The organism is Ancylobacter rudongensis (assembly GCF_900100155.1).
GTDB classification, from domain to species: Bacteria; Pseudomonadota; Alphaproteobacteria; order Rhizobiales; family Xanthobacteraceae; genus Ancylobacter; species Ancylobacter rudongensis.
In genome coordinates this window covers 1-17,945 of sequence record NZ_FMTP01000007.1, presented here as the reverse complement: position 1 = coordinate 17,945, position 17,945 = coordinate 1, and the positions used below count along the sequence as shown (strand labels likewise).

Below are 17,945 nucleotides of genomic sequence, written 5' to 3'. Positions count from 1 at the left end.
CGCCCTCGCCTTACCGACACAGTACCGCCTGACGGACGGCCGTCGCCGTCAGATGGACGGCCCGAGATCGACCACGCGCTCATGCGTCACCACCGGCGGCGCGGCGAACGTGGCCCCAACCAGGCCGCGCCACAGCTGGAAGTCCTCGGAATTGCGGAAATCCACCATGTGGTTGTCGAGCGTCTCCCACCGCACCACGAGCCGATAGACGCCGGGCGTCTCGATCACCTGATGCAGGGCAACGCCCTGGCAGCCCTTGGCGCGCTGAAACAGTGGCACCGCCTTGGCCACGCCTCCCTCGAAGGCCGCTTCCTCGCCCGCCTTGATCCGCAGTTCGGCAATCTCGATGATCATGTGCGCTCCTCAAGCCCGATGATACGGGGCGCTGGAGCGCCCCTTGCGCGATCACAAGCACGAAGATGCCAGCGCAACAAGACGAAGGCTGCGCGCACAGCCGCGGGCACCAGCCGCCCTCTTGCCGCAGGTCGGTATTGCCGTGGCGCCTCAAAGTGACAAGGCGGATATGTATTCTTTTGCGGCGACGACGCAAAAATACTGGCCCGGGCACCACCTCCATATTTAAAAGTAAAGGGACTTGAATAATGGCCCTTTGCGGCGCATATTGATTTGGTCGATAGACGGTGAATGCGCCCAGTTTTCATACATGAATGCATGTGTGTCGCGCGGCTTTTTATCCCTGAAAATGCAATTTCGACGACCCGCAGCTTTTGCGGGAACGCTATGTCTATAATTACGAAAGGGTTTTCCATGACCGTGGGAACCGTTAAGTGGTTCAACGCCCAGAAGGGCTTTGGATTTATTGCGCCTGATGACGGCGGCAGCGATGCGTTCGTTCACATCAGCGCCGTGGAACGTGCCGGCATGAGCGATCTGCGCGAAGGTCAGAAGGTGGGCTTCGAGCTCGTCACCGACCAGCGCAGCGGCAAGATGACCGCCGACAAGCTCGAAGCGCTCAGCTGAGGGCTTGATGTTGGCGGCCCCGTCGAGGGCCTTGCCGACATCGCCCTTTCTCCTACCGCGTCGACCACGGATGTACTGGCGGCCGGAACGAGAAGGCAGAAGCGACAAGGCGCACCGCGCCTGTCAGCCCCGCTCCTCCCTGAGGTTGCGGGGCTTTTCGTTCGTCCACAGCGCTTTTTAACCGGGACCGAGAGGAATCGTCATGGCTAAGGAACAACGCAGCAATCGCGAAGCCAAGAAGCCGAAGAAGGTGAAGGCCCCCGAGGCGGTGGCGCCCAGCCTCGCCAAAGGGCTCTCCACGCCGATCACCTTGCCGAAGAAGAAGAAGGGCTGAAGCGTCGCGCGCCGGCGGATGCCTATGTCTGCGGCGCGCCGTCGACCTCGTAGGTCCACACGCGGAATGATTTCAGCACATGCGGCCCGAATGAGTTGACGAGCGGAATGTCCGCCGCGTCGCGCCCGCGCGCGACGACGATCCGGCCGATCCGCCGCACATTGTTGCGGGGATCGAAGGTGTGCCAGGCGCCGTCCAGGTAAACCTCGATCCAGGCGCTGAAGTCCATCGGGTCGACGACCGGCACACCGATATCGCCGAGATGGCCGTTCACATAGCGGGCGGGAATGTTGAGGCAGCGGCAGAACGCCACCGCCAGATGGGCGAAGTCGCGGCACACGCCGACCCGCTCCCTGTAGGCATCGAAGGCCGATCGGGTCGAGCGGGCCTGCTGGTAATCGAATCGGATATGGCCATTGACGAAGTCGCAGATGGCCTGCACCCGCCCCCAGCCCGGCGAAAGCGTGCCGAAGAGATCCCAGGCCGTCTGGCTCAGCAGGTCCGTTTCGCAATAGCGGCTGCCGAGGAGATAGACGAGGCACTCATCCGGCAGTTCAGGCACCGGCACTTCGCGCGCCTCGGGATGCACGGGGTCAAGCTGGCCGTCATCCTCGATCGTCGCATCACCCCAGATCATCAAATCGCCGACCGGCGCGACCAGGCGCCGGCAGCGATTGCCGAACAGATCGCGATAGGTGGAGGACGGCACATCCGGCGTGGTGAAGAAGGTCTCGGGCGCCCGGATGTCGGGGCCGCGCTCTTCGTGAACCGAGAGGAGACATACCAACGCGGTCGGCCGTGGGCAGGTAAGCGTCATCTCGTAGCCGTAGCGGATCAGCATGAAGTGTTCCCGGAAACGGAGCTCTGTGCGGAGTATGGATCAGATTGCTGGCCTCGTCGGGTGCAATCGACGCCAGGGCCGGTCCGGCGGCATCCGCCCGATCGGCTTGGAGGTTCAGCGGATGTCGGCGGACGTCAAGGTCAGCGGGCCCCGGCGGCCCTCCGAATAAGCTCTGGTAGCAGCGCTGTAGATGGAGGTGCGCAGCGTGTCGAAGGCAGACAGGCAGGTCGCCTCCAGCCCGTCCGACGGGCGCAACTCCGCCGCCGATTTGCCTAGGGCTGCGATCTCGACCAGGAAAGGCACTTCGAACATGCCGTCATAGCCGGTGAACCGGACGGCGCCGCGCGCGCTGTCGAAACTGCGGCTCGGATTGGGGAAGATCAGTGTCACGATTTGGCTCCCTCGGCACAGCGCAAGACAATGCAGGCGGCGGGCCAACCGCCATTCGCAGCTGCCTTGCCGTCGCGTTCAACGTTCACGCCCGTTCCAGTCATGGCGTCGACCCCTCATCCAGGCACTGGAAGCTGTCGAAAGCGCTGGAGAGCAGCACGCGACCCTCGCTATCGACGATGGAAACGGCGTCGGGCTGCTGCGGCATGTCGAGCGCACTGGCCAGGGCCCGCGCCATCTCGATGGCGCCGTCCAGGTCATTCACCTCGACGGTTTCGCGACCGACGACCGCATGCGCACTGTCCTGAGCCCGCGTGCGGTAGAATTCGATCACGACCTTCATCGCGGTGCGTCCCCGTCGGCCACCGGCTGTGCGGACGTCAGCGGCTGAAGGTCCGGTCCATCAGCGCGTCGCCCTCACCGGGCTCGGCCGCGCGCATCGCCTCAAGGCTGTCTTCGGGCGCCACGCGCTCATATTGCTCGCGCTCGTTGCGGATACGGTATTGCAGCGCATTCCCGCTCGGCGGCAGCGTGGCGGTGATGCGGTAGATGTCGCCCACGCGCGAGGTGAAAACGCCATACCCGCCCCTCAGCCGCACAACCTGCCCGACCGCGAAAAGGTGGATCGTCGGATCGCGGTGGACGGCGGGCTCGCGGCGGTTCGCGGAATTTGCGGCGGTCATGATGACGTGTCGTCCTTTGTAAAGGCGGAAGGGCGACCGTTAAGTCGCCACGGGCCGGTCTGGTGACGCGGCAATAGGGCATGCGGAAAGAGGCGCACGGCGCGCCGGCTTTGCCCAAAGTGGAACTGTCCGATGACCGTCAGTAAATCGGCGATCGCGGGAGGACAAATGCCGCTATGAGGCCGGAAAACACGGGCGCCGCACCGGCACCACCTGTCTGCCCGTCGAAATTTCGAAATCCTGAACCACCGATATGCAGCACTGCTGCGTCAGTTCAATCAGGGACAATTTCTATTGTACGTTTGAATTGCGATTCAAACAAGGCAAAAGCAAAGCAATACAACCGACGGATATTGCCGCATCTCGGTTTTCGTCCCGCGCACGGCAGGACATCCGATGGGCGCGTGCAGGATGGCTCGCGCCGCTTCCGTGAAAGCGGATCGCCTTTCGCGGCGAGAAATGCCCCCTGCTCTGTGAGAGCAGATCGCAGCTATCGACCACGTGTTTCCACCTCACCGATAAGGGTGCTAACGCATCAGCCCGGCCGCACGCAGAGCCTGCTCGATGATGCCTTTTACGCCGTCCGCTCCCTTGGAAGACCGCCGCGACGAAGCGCCCGGCGCATCAGCCTCGGGCCGTTCGCCCTGCGGGCGGGAAGAGCGAATTGCGGGCACCGGCGGTGCCGCCGGACGGCGCTTCCCGGACGTGGGCGACGGTTTGGCCCCCGCCTGCTCCTCAGCCTCGATGCCCCAGAAGCGGGCGATCTCGCGCGTCGAGGAAATACCGACATCCAGCATATAGGGGCCGGGGACACCGAGATCCTCGCCCAGCGGCGTGCCGTGGCCCATGGCGGCGACCGTGTTCAGTTCGATCACTGGTTCACCGGCGCCGTTGCACCAGACGCGCCGGGCGCGGCCGCCAGACACCTCTTCGCGCGTCGGCGTGTCACCCAGATGATGCACGCTGCGCCATTGCGCGGCGATGTCGTCGGCATTCGAGGGCGCGACAGTATGATCGGCCGTGCCTTGCCAGATCGCCACGCGCGGCCACGGACCGGCATGGGCCGATGCCTCCCGTAGCAGCGCCCAGAGTTCCTCATCCGACGCCGTGCCCTGCCCGCGCATGCAGTCAAACGCCTCCGGTACGGTCGTGGCGCGGCCATAGGCCAGCCCGGCAATGATCGCCCCACCGGCGAAAATCTCGGGGTAGGTCGCCAGCATCACATTGGCCATCGCCCCGCCGGCGGACAGTCCAGTGACGAAGATACGGCCGCGATCGAGCCCGTGGGTCTCGACCATCGCTTCGATCATCTGGCGGATGGACAGAGCCTCGCCGGAATCGCGCCGCGCGTCGCGCGGACGGAACCAGTTGAAGCACATGTTAGGATTGTTGCCGTGGTTCTGCTCGGGATAGAGCAGCGCGAAACCGGCCTGATCGGCCAGTTCGGACCAGCCGGCGCGATGGTCATATTCGCCCGCGCTCTGCTTACAGCCATGCAGCACGACCACGAGCGGCGCGCCTTCCGGCAGATCCGCCGGCCGGTGGTAGAGACCTCTCAGAGACCCGGGGTTCGATCCGAAGTCGCCAAGCGCCAGCAGGCGGCCGGGCGCATTTCCTGCCGAGAAGGGAGTGCCCTGTCCCGCGCCAAGCGAGGCGAGAAGGGCCATGGTATCCGACATTGTCCGCAAGGGAGATCTCCTGGCTGCGGCGCCCAGCGGCTGGACGGCATGACGCTAACGCCCCCACACCCAGATTGTTGCTGCACTGCACAAAAACAAGAGCCGTCGCGCGAGCGTGACAGTTGGGCACAAGCCACAGACCCGGAGTCTTGCCCGAGGAAGCGCCCAGCTGCGGCGGTATCTATCAGCTTTCGGGCGCTGCTTCGCCGGACTCATGCTGCGCAAAAAGCCGTTTGCTCAGAATGGCATGAACGCCCCAATTGCCATCCACCACCTGGGTGATGCCGAAATCCACCGCCACCGACATCAAGGCAACGGCCTCGTCCTCGCTCAGTGCTTTCGTGGTCATCAGGAAGCGCCGCATCTTGCGGAAGGCATCGCGCATGGCGAGATCGAGCGAGGATTTGGCATAAACCTCACTCTGGCCGCTGGCGCCGAACTCGGCGAGATAATTGGGATGGCTGAAGCCGGTGAGCACCCAGTCTTCCGGCGTCTCGATCAGCGGATAGGTCAGATCCGCCAGCACGGTGCCGCCAATGTCGGCCTTCTTGTGCAAGGTCACTCGGAAGGTGCCGGTCATGGAGCATTCGATCGCCGTGCCCGACAGCTCGCCATCGCCCTGCGCCGCGTGCGGGTCGCCGACAGAGAGCAGCGCGCCGGGGACCGACACCGGCAGATACACCGTGGCCCCCTTGCCGAGCCGCCAATTGTCGAGATTGCCGCCGAAATAGGCCGGCGGCACCGAATCGACGAGTTCGGCTTCACGCGGCGCTACCGCGATCACGCCAAAATGCGGCCGCAGCGGAATCCGCACCCCCTCGAGCACGTTCGTCTGCAACGTCACCGTACCGGGCCGCACCAGCACGCCGGGATAATCGTAAAGCACATGCTGAACCCCGGACGGATCGGTCTGCGGTTCCCAGCGGTAGGAATGCAGCGCCTCGGCATAGGGCTCGTCCGCCTCCGTGACGATTTCGTAGATTGTCACGCACTCGCGCGGATGCGGCTCGCTGAGCAGTTCCGAGTAGTGATAGCCCCACCAGGCCGCGACGCTGCTGCCGAACACCCGGCCGGCATGAGCGGGGTGGCGGGAGCGGCGGGGCTCGATGTCGAGAATATGCACCTCAAGCACGTCGCCCGGTTGCGCCCCGTGCACGGCGATCGGGCCGGTGCAGATGTGCACGCCGAACCCCTCCCCGGCGCCGCGCCCGAACACCGAGGCGTCGAGCGGGCCGGCACCGCGCCGGTTCACCGTCTTGTCGGTCGGCGTCCAGTGGAACACGCTTTCCGCGCCCGGATCGCCTTCGATCATGCGCTCGGGATCGTCCGAGGCGTGCTGGGTCAGCGTCTCGATGGTGACGATGTCGCCGGAAGCGATCTCGATCAGCGGGTCGAGCGAACGGCTGAAATAGCCCCAGTGCACATGCTGGGCATAAACCGGGAGATAGTGCCGTGCCGCCCCCCCCGGTACAGGCGCCCCCGCCTCCCCGTCCTCGCGCAGCGTTGGCCGGCGTGCGGGCCCCGCGGCCTGCCGCGCCCTGAGCTGGGCAAGCGCCTCCTGTGGCCAGCCCCGTTGGCCGCTCGCCACCGCGCTGTGCGTCTGCCGCTCCGCCTCGCGGCGGCGCAGTTCGCGCGGCGGCAGGCCGAAGCGCTCGCGGAACAGGCGGCTGAAATGGGCGGCGTCGGCGAAGCCGTAGCGATAGGCGATCTCGGCGATCGGAACCGCCGCCTCGGCCGGGTTGGCGAGGTCGTGCCAGGCGCGCTGCAGACGGCGCTCGCGCACATAGTGGCTGAAGCTCTCGCCCGTTCCCTCGAACAGCTTCTGCACATAGCGTTCCGAAATACCCTCGGCCTGGGCGATATCGGCAATCGAAATGTCCTCGCTACCCATGCTGCGCTCGATGGCGGCGTAAAGGCGCTGAAGCAGCGCCGCACGGCTGGAGGACGGGTCGCTGGTCGCCGCCACCAGCTCGCCGGACAGAGCGAGCAGAAGCTCGGCGGCGCTTTGCGCCACCGCCTCCCATTCCGCCTCGGAGAGCCGATTGAGCGCCTCGGCGGTGGCAAGCGCGGTGCGGCCCACAATGTCTGCCAGCCCCTCCGCGCCGAAGACCCGCGGCTGGACCGCCGCCAATGGCGGCACCTTACGGCCACGAAACGCCTCCGCCGGCACGGAGAGGACCACGGCCCGCAACCCGCGCTGAAACTGCAACTGCCAGTCCGCTCCGCGCGGCGCCAGGATGAGCTGACCGGCAGCAACGATCTGCCGATCCTCGCCGACCACCAGCACCGTGCTGTTCTCCACCGGCATCAGCAACAGCGGCAGGCCGGCGCGGGAGGGTAGAGAGCGCAGGCTCTGCGCATCGGCGGAGAACTTGCCCAGCCGCACGCCGCTCGAGGACAGGCGCGAGAGCGCGCTGGCATGGGCGGGCGATCCCTGCCGCGCACCCAGCGACTGGAGGCCGAAGCCGCGCAGCACATCCTGCCACGCGGCCTCGCCCGCGTCGCCCGAATAGGACTCGCTAGTGAAGGGTTGAGCGTTCATCGGCGGCGCCTCGGCATGGCTTCCTGCCAGCAGGGCTTGCTGCCAGCAGCGCCTTCCGCCAGCAAGAAGCGTGCCTCTGCCGTGCCGTCGACCGAGCCTGGATCGCCGGCGCTGTCAACGTGCCGGGAAGATGCTCTTGCGGATCGAGCCCGTGACCCCCCAATTGGCATCGACCACCTGGGTGACGGCGAAATCGGCCGCCACGGACATCAGGGAGATCGCTTCGTCCTCCGAGAGCTTCTGCGTTGTCATCAGGAAGCGCCGCAGCTTGCGGAAGGCGTCGCGCATGGCGCTGTCGAGGCTGCCACGCTTGAGGATCTCGCTCTGGTGGTCGGGGCCGAGTTCACTGAGATAATTGGCGACGCTGAAGCCATAGACCGACCAGACCTCGTCGTTCTCGAGAAGCGGGTGGGTAAGCCCCTCCAGGATGGTGCCGCCAAGTTCCACCTTCTTGTGCAGGATGAACTCGAACTCGCCGGTGAGCGAAATCTCGACGGCGGTACCCGACAATTCGCTGTCGCCCTGCGTGGCGTGGGCGTCGCCGCAGGAGAACAGCCCGCCCGGCACGGCGACCGGGTAGTACATCCGCGCGCCCTTCGCGATGCGCCAGTCGTCCATGTTACCGCCGGTGTAGTTCGGCGGAATGGTGGAGACGAAGTCGGCCTCGGCCGGGGCGAGGCCCATCGTGCCGAAATGCAGCCGCGCCGGCACCTTGATGCCGGACAGGATGCCCTCTTTCTTGTCGATGGTGTCGTGGTCGACCCGCACGCCGGGATAATCGATGGTCGGGTGGGTGATGCCGTCCGGGTCGATCTGCGGCGTCCAGAGATAGGAATAGAGCGCCTTCACCACCGCCTCGCCCATGTCGAGCTCATAGATGGTGACAACCTCGCGGGGCGCGGGGCCCTCGATCAGGTCCTTGTACTGGAACCCCCAATTGGCGGCCGGGTTGGAGCCGAAGAAGCGCCCGGCATAGGCGGGGTTGGCGCTCGGGCGTGGCCAGGTGTCGATGACGCGCACCTCGATGATGTCGCCCGGCTCTGCGCCTTCCACCGCCACGGGCCCGGTGAGCAGGTGCACGCCCAGGCCCTCGCCGGCCCCATAGGTGAAGGGACCGTCGGTTGCTCCGGCGCCGCGCCGGCGCAGGGTCTTCTGGTCCTTGGTCCAGAGAAAGATCTCCTCTGCCGCCCGGTCGCCTTCGATCATCCGCGCATAGTCGTCATTGGCGTGGTGGGTAATCGATTCGATCACCGCCCTGTCGCCGGACTTCAAGGTGAGCACGGGCGCCAGGGTCTTGCTGAAATAGCCCCAGTGAACCGTGTCGGGCGTGGCGGGCAGATGATGCTTGGTCATGTCGAACCTCGGAACTGAAGAGTGGCGCGTGGGTCGTCGCGCCTATTCGGCTGTCATGGAGCTGAGAAAGCGCATGGTGAGCGGGTGCTGCGGCGCGCTGAGAACGCGGGCGGCCGGGCCCTCCTCGACGACGACACCGCCGGAAAGGAACACGATGCGGTCGGCGACATCGCCGGCGAAGCGCAGCTGGTGGGTGGAGATGATCATGGCCAGCCCCTCCTCCACCGCGAGCCGGCGGATCACCTCCAGCACCTCGCCCACCAGTTCGGGATCGAGGGCGGAGGTCGGCTCGTCGAGCAGCAGCACGGTCGGGGCCGGCGCGACGGCGCGAGCGATGGCGACGCGCTGCTGCTGGCCGCCAGAGAGATGGCGCGGCAGCGCGTCGGCCCGGTGGGCAAGGCCGATGCGCTCCAGCAGGTCACGGGCGCGCCGGTCGGCGTCGAAGCGCGAGAGCCCCTGCACCCAGCGCAGCGGGCCGGCGATGTTCTCACGGGCGGTCAGGTGGCCAAACAGGTTGAACTGCTGGAACACCATGCCGACGCCGACGCTGGCGCGCATCTGCGCGGTCAGTCGGGGCGAAAGCGGGCGCCCGTTCTCATCAACGCCGAGGGACTGGCCGCCGACGCGGATGGTGCCGTCTTCCCAACCTTCCAGCCGGTTTATGCAGCGCAGCAGGGTGGACTTGCCGGAACCGGAAGGGCCAAGCAGCGCCACAACCTCGCCGGCCCGCACGGTCAGGTCGATGCCGTCGAGCACGGTCTGCGCGCCATAGCTCTTGCGCAGCCCCCGCACCTCCACCGCGATGTTGTTGGCGGCGAGGCGTGCGGCACGCGCGACGGGATCTCGCGCGGGGGCTGCATGCTTCGGCACGGCCGGCGGTAGTGGATCGGCGGCAATCTCTGCGACGATTTCGCGAGCGACATCCAGTTGGGTCACCCCGGTGGCGGCAACCGCCAGTTCGGGCGCGGCATCCGGCCGACCCGGCACGAGGGCGCGCAGGAAGCGGCGCAGCTGTTCGCGCGGCGGCGGACGGTCGAGATCGAGGAGCATCTCGACGACGATCTGGATCACCGCGATCGCGCCGGTCAGCACCAGGTACATCAGCCCGGAGGCGAAGAAGATGGAGAAGAAGTCGAAGGTGGCCGAGGCCAGCTGTGTCGAGCGCAGGGTCAGTTCCTGCACCGCCACGACGGAGGCGAGCGAGGAGTTCTTCAGCGCGCTCACCGCCTCGTTGCCGAGCGCCGGCACCATGGAGCGTATCGCCTGCGGGGCGATGACCCGGCGCATGATGGCAGCCGGCGTCATGCCCAGCGCCTGACCGGCACTCACCTGCCCGCGCTCGACGCCGAGCACGTTGGCGCGCAGGATTTCAGCGATGAACGGCGCCTCGTTGAGGGCGAGCGCCAGGCTGGCGGCGGAGATGGCGGAAAGCTTGATCCCGATCAGCGGCAGAGCGTTGTAGCAAAACACCATCTGCAGGATCAGCGGCGTGCCACGGAACACGATGGCATAGGCCCGCGCAACGATCGCCAGCGTGCGGAAACGCGAGAGCTGCATGGCGGCGAGGACGACGCCCATGACCAGCCCGCCGAGCAGGCCAAGCACGGTGATGAGGAGCGTGTAGCCCACCCCGTCGAGGAGATAGGGCATGCCCAGATAATGCAGGAAGAGATCCATCGGCCTTCTTCGCAACGGAGGAGAGCGACGGCCGCGCGCGGAGCGCGGCCGCCGGTGTCAGCGCGTCGGAGCGATCAGTCGGCGAGCACCAGCTTGGGGGTCTCGAGCTGATCGGTGGGCAGGTTCCACTTCTTCATCAGCTCCGCCTGCACGCCGGCCTTCTGCAGCTCTCCAAGCGCGGACATCACCGCATCACGGAACGGGATGTTGTTGCGCGGCACGGCGATGCCGACCGAATAGGGCAGCGTCACCGCCGTCGCCTTCTCCAGCTTGTCGGGATAGGCCTTCACTGCGCCGTCGACGGTATTGACGTCGTTGATGTAGGTGTCGGCACGCCCGGCAAGGATCGCCTGGATGCAGTTGGCATTGTTGTCGAACAGCAGGATTTCCGGGGCCGGCTTGCCCGCGGCCTTGCAGGCCGGCTCCAGCGCCTGGATCAGCGGAACTTCGACATAGCCGGTGTTCTCGGCCGCCACCGCGCCGCACAGCGAGGTGTCGATGCCGGTGATCTTCTTCGGGTTGCCCTTGGCCACCAGCACGCCGTCATACACCTTCAGATAGGTGATGAAGTCCGCCGCCTTGGCGCGGTCCTTGGTGGCGTAGATGTCGGAGATGACGATATCGGCCTGACCGGCCTGCAGCGTGGTCAGCAGCGAGGCGAACGTCACCGCCTTATAGGTCAGCTTGAAGCCGAGGCAGTCGCCGATCGCCTCGCCGAGATCAATGTCGAAGCCGATATAGTTGGTCGGGTCCTTGGGGTCGATCGTCTCATAGCCCGGCGTGTGCGGGTTGATGGCGTTGACCAGCGTCTTGCCCTTGAGGTCGGGATATTTCGCCTGCAGCGCCGCGCAGGCTTCCGGCGTGGCGGCCTGCGCCATCTGCGGCAGGCCGGCGGTCAGTCCCCCGGTGGCGAGGGCGAGGCCAAGGGCGCCGAAGAGGGCCGAGCGAAGGTGGGAGACGACGGACAGGCGGCGCCTGCCGCAACGGAAATCGAGAGCGTGTGCCACGTAACTTCTCCTCTGCTAGCGTGCCCCGAAGGACGGCCAGACGGATAGCGAGGCCCGAAGTGTGACGCAGGAGAGGTCGCGGGGACTTGTCTGAGGGCGCACCGATTGTTGGATAGGCAGATGCCAAGGCGCAGGCATAGCTGCCGAATTAATAAGCAACACTCTTCCGCGGCCCGGCGCACCCTCGGCGCGCCGGGCGCTATTTCTCGATGATCTCGCGGATGCGGGTGGCCAGAATATCCATGGCGAAAGGCTTGGTGATCATCGCCATGCCCGGCTCCAGGAAACCGGATGCCAGCGCGGCATTCTCGGCATAGCCGGTCATGAACAGCACCTTGAGCCCGGGTCGGGAGACGCGCCCACCATCGGCGACCTGTCGCCCATTTAGGCCGGGCAGGCCGACATCGGTAATCAGAAGGTCGATGCACCGGCGCGACTGGAGGATTTCCAGCCCCTTCGGGCCATCGCTGGCCTCGATGGCGCGGTAACCCAGCTCGTGTAACACCTCGACAATAAGCCCGCGCACGACAGGCTCGTCCTCGACCACCAGGACGACCTCCCCGGCTTCCGACGCCGGGGCGTCGCCAAGGCCGGTGCTGCCCTCCTCGGTTTCCTCCTCGCCGCGATAGCGCGGCAGGTACAGTTTGATCGTCGTCCCCTGCCCGATCTCCGAATAGATGCGGGCATAGCCTTCCGACTGGCGCGTGAACCCATAGACCATGGAGAGGCCGAGCCCGGTGCCCTGCCCGATTGGCTTGGTGGTGAAGAAGGGCTCGAAGGCGCGGGCCATCGTCTCCCGACTCATGCCGGTGCCGGTATCGGTGACGCAGATGCAGACATACTGGCCCGGCTTTACCTCGCGCTCACGCGCCGCGAACAGGCTGTCGAGATGGGCGTTGCAGGTCTCGATGGTCAGCTTGCCACCCTCCGGCATGGCATCGCGCGCATTGATGGCAAGGTTGAGAATGGCGCTCTCAAGCTGGTTAGGGTCGCAGCGCGTCAGCCAGAGGCCGCCCCCGAGCACCAGCTCCAGCTCGATCCGCTCGCCCAGCGTTCGCCGCAGCATGTCCTCAAGCGAGGCGACCAGCGGGTTGGCGCGCACCGGGCGCGGGTCGAGCGGCTGGCGGCGCGAGAAGGCCAGCAAGCGGTGGGTGAGCGCGGCCGCGCGATCGGCGCAGGTCCGCGCGCCACCGACCCACCGCGCCAGATCGTCGGTGCGGCCCTGGGCAATGCGATTGCCGAGAATGTCGAGGCTGCCGGTGATGCCCTGCAGCAGATTGTTGAAGTCATGGGCGATGCCGCCGGTGAGCTGGCCGACCGCCTCCATCTTCTGGCTCTGGCGCAGCGCCTCCTCGACCGCCCTCTGCTCGGTAACGTCGCGCCCCACCGCATGGATGCGGCCATTGCCGGGAACGGCGCTCCAGGCCAGCAGGCGGTACTCGCCCGCCTTGGTGCGGTAGCGGTTCTCGAAGGCGAAGGTGGCGAGCCCGGCCGAGGAACTGGCCAGTTCGCGGGTATTGGCGTCGAGATCTTCCGGATGGAGGAAGTCGGCGACCTTCCGGCCGGTCATCTCGCCTTCGTCCCAGCCGAGCAGCCGTTCCGCGGAGGGGTTCACCGCCGTTATGGTGCCCTCGAAATCGCAGACCAGCATCAGGTCCTGGCTGATCCGCCACAGCCGGTCGCGGTCCTGGGCGAAGGCTTCCTCGGCACGCTTCTGGGCCTCGATGTCCGTATTGGTGCCGACCCAGGCGCTGATCATGCCTCTCGCATCGATCAACGGCACGGCGCGCGCCAGATGCCAGCGATAGGTGCCGCTGGACTCGCGCAGGCGCATCTCGGTCTCATAGGTCTCGCCGGAGGCCACCGCCAGCGACCAGCGCTCGCGCGCATGCGGCAGGTCGTCGGCATGCACGAGGTCGGTCCAGCCCTCCCCATCAAGGCTGCCGGGTGCGGCGCCGGAATAGACGTAGATCTGGTCATTGAACCAGTCGAGCGCACCATCCGCACGGGCCGTCCACACCTGGTTGGGCATGTTCTGCGCCAGGGCGCTGAACTGCGCCTCGCTCTTCTCCAGCGCCATCTGGGTCTGGCGCCGGTCGGTCACATCCTGCACCGCACCCACCATGCGGACGGGGCGACCGGCCTCGTCGCGCTCATAGCCGGCCTTGCGCGCGATGATCCGCTCCTCGCCCGTGTCGTGCCGGCGGATACGATACTCGGCATCGAGCAGCGCCACCCCCGCCTCGCGACTCGCCAGATTGGAGATGCGCAGGGCATCCTCCGGCACCACCAGCCGCTCGACCATCGGCGCGGGAATCTCTGCCGCTGGCGGGAGGCCGAAGAGGCGGCAGAATTCGGCGGTGGCGTGGATCACGTTGCTGGTGATGTCGATGGAAAAAAGCCCGACCCCACCGGCCGCCTGGGCCCGACGCAGTTGTTCCTCGCTCTGGCGAAGCGCTTCCTGCGCGGCATACTCTGCTGTCCGGTCCCGGATGAGCTTGACGAAGCCGATCGGCGTCCCCGCCGCGTCGCGCAGGGGCATCATCTCGCTCAGGCCCCAGAAGCGTTCGCCCGAGCGCTTGAGATGCCAGCGCGCGTCATGGGCGCGGCCAGAGGCGAGCGCCTCGCCGCGCTTTGCCTTCGGCCGACCCGCCTCACGATCCTCAGGAGTGAAGAAGATATCCATGGTCTGGCCAAGCATGTCGGCCTCGCTCCAGCCGAGCATCTCGGCGGCGCCCCGGTTCCACAGCGTGCAGCGTCCCTCAAGATCGGTGGCGACGATGCCATAGTCGATGGCGCTGTCGAGGATCTGACGGTGATGGGCCTCGCGCTCGCGCAGGACGCCCTCGGCACCGGCCCGCTGGATATGTGCCCAGGACCGCTCCGTCACTTCGCGGATCACGCTCAGCTCATAGTCGGACCAGTCATGTGGCGCCTTGTCGTGAACCGCCATCAGCGCGATGAGACGCCCCTGCTTGAACAGCGGCATGCAGATCGTCGCGGCGATGCCCAGGGCCGCGAAAGCCGCGGCCTCCTGCCAGGAGAGTTCCAACGCGGTGTCGCGGATGATCAGCGGTTGGCCCACCTTCAGCTCGCCGAAGACACGGCTGCCAAAATCGGCGAGGCGATAATGGCCAAGGAGAGAGAGCGAGCCGGGCGCATGCCAGTTACCGCGGATGGTGAAGCCATCCTCGTCCTCGTCCATGTCGGCATAGGCGCAGATCGAGACGCCGAGATGCTCGGCGGTCATGCGGGTCGTGATCGCGAGAATTTCGCCCGCGTCACGGCATTCGGCCACCGCACGCCCAAGCGCATCGAGGAAGCGCAGCCGCGTCTCGCTCTCCTCCAGGGCGACCCGGGTGCGATGCGCGTCCGTCACCTCCACCACCACAGCGATGACACCGGCGGGCGTGCCGTCGTCGCCCGCGACCGGCGAGTAGTCCAGATTGAGCCATACCTGCTCGGGATGACCGTCGCGGTGCAGGGTCAGCGGCAGGTCACGATAGCTAAGCGTCCCGCCCGACAGGCCCACCCGCATGACATTGTCGTTGAAGTCGGCGACCTCGGGCCAGCCCTCCCGGACATTCGACCCCAGGAGGCCGCTGTCGCGCCCGCCGGCGAAAACGGAATAGGCGTCGTTATAGATCATTACGCCGCGCTCGCCCCACAGCAGCACGAGCGGCACGGGGCTGGCCAGCATCAGGCTGACGGTGTTGTGCAGGCTCAAGGGCCAAGCTTCAAGAGGGCCGATCGGCGTGGAAGCCCAGTCAAACTCCACAATGCGGCGCGCAAGTGCCCCACCCCCGGCAAAAAATGCACGATCGGTGGCAACGACGGTCTCGTCCAGCCGCACGTCAAACCCCATGACACAAGCGTTAGTCCCGAACCCCAGCCGGACGGAACTTCGACTTGCCAAAACGCACAGGCGGCAGGCCAGTTCCATTCCGGCACGACGTTTTGATCGTCAGGCCGGGCCAACGGAAGTCACAACACCTTCAGCACGAGCTTGCCCTGCACGTGCCCCTGCGCCGCCCGCTCATGCGCCATGCGCACTGCGGCGAGCGGATAGGTGCTGTCGAGAAGGACGCGGACCGTTCCCTCCGCCAGCAGCCGCCCCACCTCGCCCAATTGAGCGCCGCTGGAGCGGACCTGCGTCGCCGAGACGGTGACGCCCCTTCGCGCAGCTTCCTCGGCTCCCTCGAAACCCAGTGGGAACACCGGAAACAGGGCGCCGCCGCGCTTGAGCGTGCGCAGAAACCGCCCGGAGCTCTCCCCACCGATCGTGTCGATGACGAGATCAAGGTCCTGCGCCACCTCTTCCGGCCGCGTCTTGGTATAGTCGATGAAAGCGTCGGCCCCGAGCTCGCGCAGAAGCGGCTCATGCCGGCTGGAGGCGACGGCGATGACATGAGCGCCCCTCCACTTCGCCAGTTGCACGGCGAAATGCCCCACGCCACCGGCCGCACCGTTCACCAGTACGGTCTTGCCGGCCAGCGGCACCGGCTGATGTTGATGCGGCTGGAGCGGGTTGGGTTCGTCGTGCCCGAGCTCAACCAGGAACTGCCATGCCGTGAGGAGCGACATGGGCGCAGCAGCGGCCTGCATGTGATCGATACCGACAGGCTTGCGCGCCACCTCCGACGCCGGCACGCTGACATACTCGGCATAGGCGCGGCTGCCGCCCGCCAGTCCGGCTGGAAAACGCACCATTGCGTACACCTCGTCCCCGAGGGAGAAACCCGTCACATCGTCGGCAACAGTAACGACCACGCCAGACATGTCGGTGCCCGGAATGAGCGGGAATGTCATGTGCGGGCGCCATGACGGCGGCAGCATCGCGTAGCCTTCGCGCAGATATACGTCGGGCGGATTGATCCCGGCCGCATGTATACGCACGATCATCTCGCCGGCCCGCAGCTCCGGCCGCGGCGCCTCCTCATAGCGCAGCACGTCGGGCCCGCCGAAACCGTGCAGGCGCACCGCCTTCATCCCCTCGTTCATCGAAACCTCCTCACGCGTGTCCGATCGTCCACTCCTCTATGCCCAGGCGTTGGCATTGATAATCACGGTTGAAATCGCTTTAATTGTTCTATGAAGGAACAAATGGGTCTGGACCGCCTGACAGGCCTCATCGCCTTTGCACGTGCGGCGTCACTTGGCAGCTACACCACCGCCGCCCGTTCGTTGGCGATTTCGCCCTCGGCCGTCAGCAAGAGCGTGCAGCGGCTGGAGCGGCATCTGGGCATCGCTCTTTTCACCCGCACCACTCGCTCGCTGACACTGACGGATGAGGGCCGGGCGCTGCATGAGCGTGCGCTGCGGCTGCTGCGGGATGCCGAAGAAATCGAGCAGATGGCGATGGCGGCGCGCGCCGAGCCGTCGGGCACCTTGAGGATCGCCGCGCCGCTGCCGATCGGTCTCCATGTCATCGCCCCGGCGCTGCCGGCCTTCCGTGCCCTCTGCCCCAGGGTGCAGGTTGATCTGCGGCTGAGCGACCAGATCGTTGACATCGCCGGCGAGGGATTCGACGTCGCGGTGCGGATCGGCAACCTCGCCGATTCAAGCCTGCTGTCACGCCCGCTGGCGCCGCATCGCCTATGTTGCTTCGCGTCCCCGGCGTATCTCGACGCGCACGGCACGCCCGAGCATCCCGACGAGTTGGAGAGGCACGACACGGTCAGCATGCGCTACCAGAGCACGGGCGAGGCGTTCCGCTGGCCCTTCCAGATGGGAGACCGCGTCATCGAGATCGTACCGTCCTCCCGCATTGTCGTCGATGCCAGCGACGCGCTGGTTGCGGCGCTGGCGGCCGGCGGCGGTATCGGCATGAGCGCCACCTTCATCGCTGCGCCCTATGTGGCGCGTGGCGAACTTGTCCCCGTGCTCCCCCGTTTCGCCGTCGAGCGGCACAACATCACCGCGCTTTGGCCGGCCAGCCGCCGCGCCAACCCTGCCGTGCGAGCCTTCCTGATGCTGTTGCAGGAGCACTTTCGGCAACGGATGACGGCGGAAGCCTGATTCTCGACCGGGTGAGCAGAGTTCGCCGTGGCGACCAGTCCCATGGCGCTAGCCTTCGCGAGCGATCAGAAGTCCTGCGCCGCGGGACAGCGGACGATGTCGCTGATGTCGACCCCGCCTGACGTTGCCCCCAACTTCTATCCAGCTTTCAGTTCGTTCTGACGGTTGGATTTGCCCTGTCGGGCGTGCGGAGCGGCGGGGGCAGACGCGGAGCCGTTGATGGTGAGGATCGTCTGATCCCGCCGCGGGTGGAACGTTGAGGCGAAGGCCGTTGGCGTCTGCCATCCGAGCTTGGAGTGCGGCCGGGCCGTGTTGTAGTCGAGCTGCCACTTGGCGAGAGCGGCTCTGGCCTGGGGCAGGCTGGAGAACAGCGTCTCGTTCAACAGCTCGTCCCGCAATCGGCCGTTGAAGCTTTCGATGAAGCCGTTCTGCATCGGCTT

General features: G+C 66.4%; 16 protein-coding genes. 3 read left to right on the top strand and 13 right to left on the bottom strand.

What is annotated here, in order from left to right; all coding sequences use genetic code 11:
* Window positions 1-48 precede the first annotated feature (48 nt).
* Window positions 49-354 carry an antibiotic biosynthesis monooxygenase family protein gene (locus BLO63_RS16440; protein ID WP_091442744.1) on the bottom strand — a complete coding sequence of 102 codons (306 nt, stop codon included), beginning with the start codon at window positions 352-354 and terminating at the stop codon, window positions 49-51.
* 414 nt (window positions 355-768) lie between these two features.
* Between BLO63_RS16440 and BLO63_RS16435 the strand changes: the two genes are divergently transcribed.
* Window positions 769-981: a cold-shock protein gene (locus BLO63_RS16435; RefSeq protein WP_018390260.1), complete on the top strand. Its 213-nt coding sequence runs from the start codon at window positions 769-771 to the stop codon at window positions 979-981.
* Window positions 982-1,183: 202 nt separating this feature from the next.
* Window positions 1,184-1,315: a hypothetical protein gene (locus BLO63_RS21455; RefSeq protein ID WP_280138064.1), complete on the top strand. Its 132-nt coding sequence runs from the start codon at window positions 1,184-1,186 to the stop codon at window positions 1,313-1,315.
* Between the two features lie 22 nt (window positions 1,316-1,337).
* Here the strand turns inward: BLO63_RS21455 and BLO63_RS16430 are convergent, their stop codons facing one another.
* The 11 genes from BLO63_RS16430 to BLO63_RS16380 all read right to left on the bottom strand — a co-directional run bounded on the left by BLO63_RS16430 (window position 1,338) and on the right by BLO63_RS16380 (window position 16,488).
* Window positions 1,338-2,156: a transglutaminase-like domain-containing protein gene (locus tag BLO63_RS16430; protein ID WP_091442742.1), complete on the bottom strand. Its 819-nt coding sequence runs from the start codon at window positions 2,154-2,156 to the stop codon at window positions 1,338-1,340.
* 114 nt (window positions 2,157-2,270) lie between these two features.
* On the bottom strand, window positions 2,271-2,546 hold the full coding sequence (locus BLO63_RS16425) for a DUF1488 family protein (protein WP_091442740.1): 276 nt from the start codon (window positions 2,544-2,546) through the stop codon (window positions 2,271-2,273).
* 100 nt (window positions 2,547-2,646) lie between these two features.
* Window positions 2,647-2,889, bottom strand: coding sequence for a hypothetical protein (locus BLO63_RS16420; protein ID WP_091442737.1), 243 nt, complete (start codon window positions 2,887-2,889; stop codon window positions 2,647-2,649).
* 37 nt (window positions 2,890-2,926) lie between these two features.
* Window positions 2,927-3,229, bottom strand: coding sequence for a hypothetical protein (locus tag BLO63_RS16415; protein WP_091442735.1), 303 nt, complete (start codon window positions 3,227-3,229; stop codon window positions 2,927-2,929).
* A 527-nt stretch (window positions 3,230-3,756) separates the two neighbouring features.
* Window positions 3,757-4,917: an extracellular catalytic domain type 1 short-chain-length polyhydroxyalkanoate depolymerase gene (locus tag BLO63_RS16410; protein WP_205409350.1), complete on the bottom strand. Its 1,161-nt coding sequence runs from the start codon at window positions 4,915-4,917 to the stop codon at window positions 3,757-3,759.
* Window positions 4,918-5,092: 175 nt separating this feature from the next.
* Window positions 5,093-7,450 (bottom strand): acetamidase/formamidase family protein, encoded by a 2,358-nt coding sequence (locus BLO63_RS16405; protein ID WP_091442731.1) that lies wholly within the window; start codon window positions 7,448-7,450, stop codon window positions 5,093-5,095.
* 114 nt (window positions 7,451-7,564) lie between these two features.
* Window positions 7,565-8,803, bottom strand: a complete 1,239-nt coding sequence (locus BLO63_RS16400) for an acetamidase/formamidase family protein (RefSeq protein WP_091442728.1) — start codon at window positions 8,801-8,803, stop codon at window positions 7,565-7,567.
* A gap of 42 nt (window positions 8,804-8,845) precedes the next feature.
* Window positions 8,846-10,480 carry an amino acid ABC transporter permease/ATP-binding protein gene (locus BLO63_RS16395; RefSeq protein ID WP_091442726.1) on the bottom strand — a complete coding sequence of 545 codons (1,635 nt, stop codon included), beginning with the start codon at window positions 10,478-10,480 and terminating at the stop codon, window positions 8,846-8,848.
* A gap of 74 nt (window positions 10,481-10,554) precedes the next feature.
* Complete coding sequence (locus BLO63_RS16390) at window positions 10,555-11,448, bottom strand: ABC transporter substrate-binding protein (protein WP_244517933.1); 894 nt, start codon at window positions 11,446-11,448, stop codon at window positions 10,555-10,557.
* Between the two features lie 238 nt (window positions 11,449-11,686).
* Window positions 11,687-15,352: a PAS domain S-box protein gene (locus BLO63_RS16385; protein ID WP_091442721.1), complete on the bottom strand. Its 3,666-nt coding sequence runs from the start codon at window positions 15,350-15,352 to the stop codon at window positions 11,687-11,689.
* A 119-nt stretch (window positions 15,353-15,471) separates the two neighbouring features.
* A complete protein-coding gene (locus BLO63_RS16380) occupies window positions 15,472-16,488 on the bottom strand; it encodes an NADP-dependent oxidoreductase (protein WP_091442718.1) in 1,017 nt (338 codons plus the stop codon).
* 102 nt (window positions 16,489-16,590) lie between these two features.
* On the opposite strand from BLO63_RS16380, the gene BLO63_RS16375 reads away from it, so the two are divergent.
* Window positions 16,591-17,505 (top strand): LysR family transcriptional regulator, encoded by a 915-nt coding sequence (locus BLO63_RS16375; protein ID WP_091442716.1) that lies wholly within the window; start codon window positions 16,591-16,593, stop codon window positions 17,503-17,505.
* 137 nt (window positions 17,506-17,642) lie between these two features.
* On the opposite strand, the gene BLO63_RS16370 is transcribed toward BLO63_RS16375, so the two are convergent.
* The coding region (locus BLO63_RS16370; RefSeq protein WP_143007079.1) for an integrase core domain-containing protein at window positions 17,643-17,945 on the bottom strand (303 nt) is incomplete at its 5' end.